Origin of the sequence: Sulfitobacter sp. (assembly GCF_041552635.1) — a bacterium.
Taxonomy (GTDB): domain Bacteria; phylum Pseudomonadota; class Alphaproteobacteria; order Rhodobacterales; family Rhodobacteraceae; genus Sulfitobacter.
Window position 1 is genome coordinate 1 of sequence record NZ_JBFEKM010000397.1, and the last position, 1,092, is coordinate 1,092.

The window sequence follows — 1,092 nt, forward strand, 5'->3', positions numbered from 1 at the left end:
CAGTTTTGACTTCATAGTTACTAGCCCCTGTTAGAGCATCCGTGGTTTCAGTAACGACGATGTTTTCGCCTTGAGTCACGGTGGTCTTCGCTCTGGTAGCAGTTTGTCTTACGTTGGTGATGGCACCGTCAATGGTGTCAGCACCAGTACCACCGATGTTGGTTGTGGTGACCACACCGCCTATGTTCACAGCATTACCGCCGATAACGGTCTTAACAGAATCTGCCGTTGTAAACAGCTGACCGCCGTTGATAGCTTCTTTGCTGTTCACGGCAATGCTTCCATCAGCCACATTGGCCATAATTTGGCTGCCTGCATCGATACCATCAGCTGTGATGCTTGGGCCTGTGGCACCGTTGGCATCAGTGAAGCTTAGGCCTGTTTGGTTCACAAGCGTGCTGTTACCATTACCATCTGTTGCCACAAAGCCATTGGCACCATAGTTGCTAGTGTTTGTGCCATCAGTGACGTTGGTGCCTGTGGCTGAGGTAGCCGCTCTATTGCCTGCATTATCAAAGACAACATTACCTTGTGCGCCGCTCAGATTGGCATTGCCTGCTTGATCAAATAGAGCGTTACCGATGGCGCCACTTAGGTTAACGTTACCCGAATCATCAAGTATGGCGTTACCGATAGCAGCGCTTGCATTAGTATTGCCTGAGTCATCGGTCAATATGGTACTGCCAGCATTGTATCTGCCAGTATTACCGTTACCATCTGTTGCCACAAAGCCATTGGCACCATAGTTGCTAGTGTTTGTGCCATCAGTGACGTTGGTGCCTGCTGCCGTTAAGGTGCTAACGTTGCTACCATTGGTAATGGTATTGCCCAATACTGTGCTGTTATTGCTGTTACCATCAATGTCCATCACATTCGTGCCAGTTGCTGTAAGCGTGGTCACGTTGCCGTTACCATCTTTTGCAGTCACGCTATCGATATCAAGATCACGAGCAGTTTTGACTTCATAGTTACTAGCCCCTGTTAGAGCATCCGTGGTTTCAGTAACGACGATGTTTTCGCCTTGAGTCACGGTGGTCTTCGCTCTGGTAGCAGTTTGTCTTACGTTGGTGATGGCACCGTCAATGGTGTCAG

Annotated in this window: 1 protein-coding gene; it reads right to left on the reverse strand. The window is 49.2% G+C overall.

The features are described 5' to 3' along the window. Positions 1 to 1,092 (reverse strand): hypothetical protein (locus ABYT07_RS21365; RefSeq protein ID WP_372994009.1); only part of this gene is annotated, 1,092 nt, incomplete at both ends.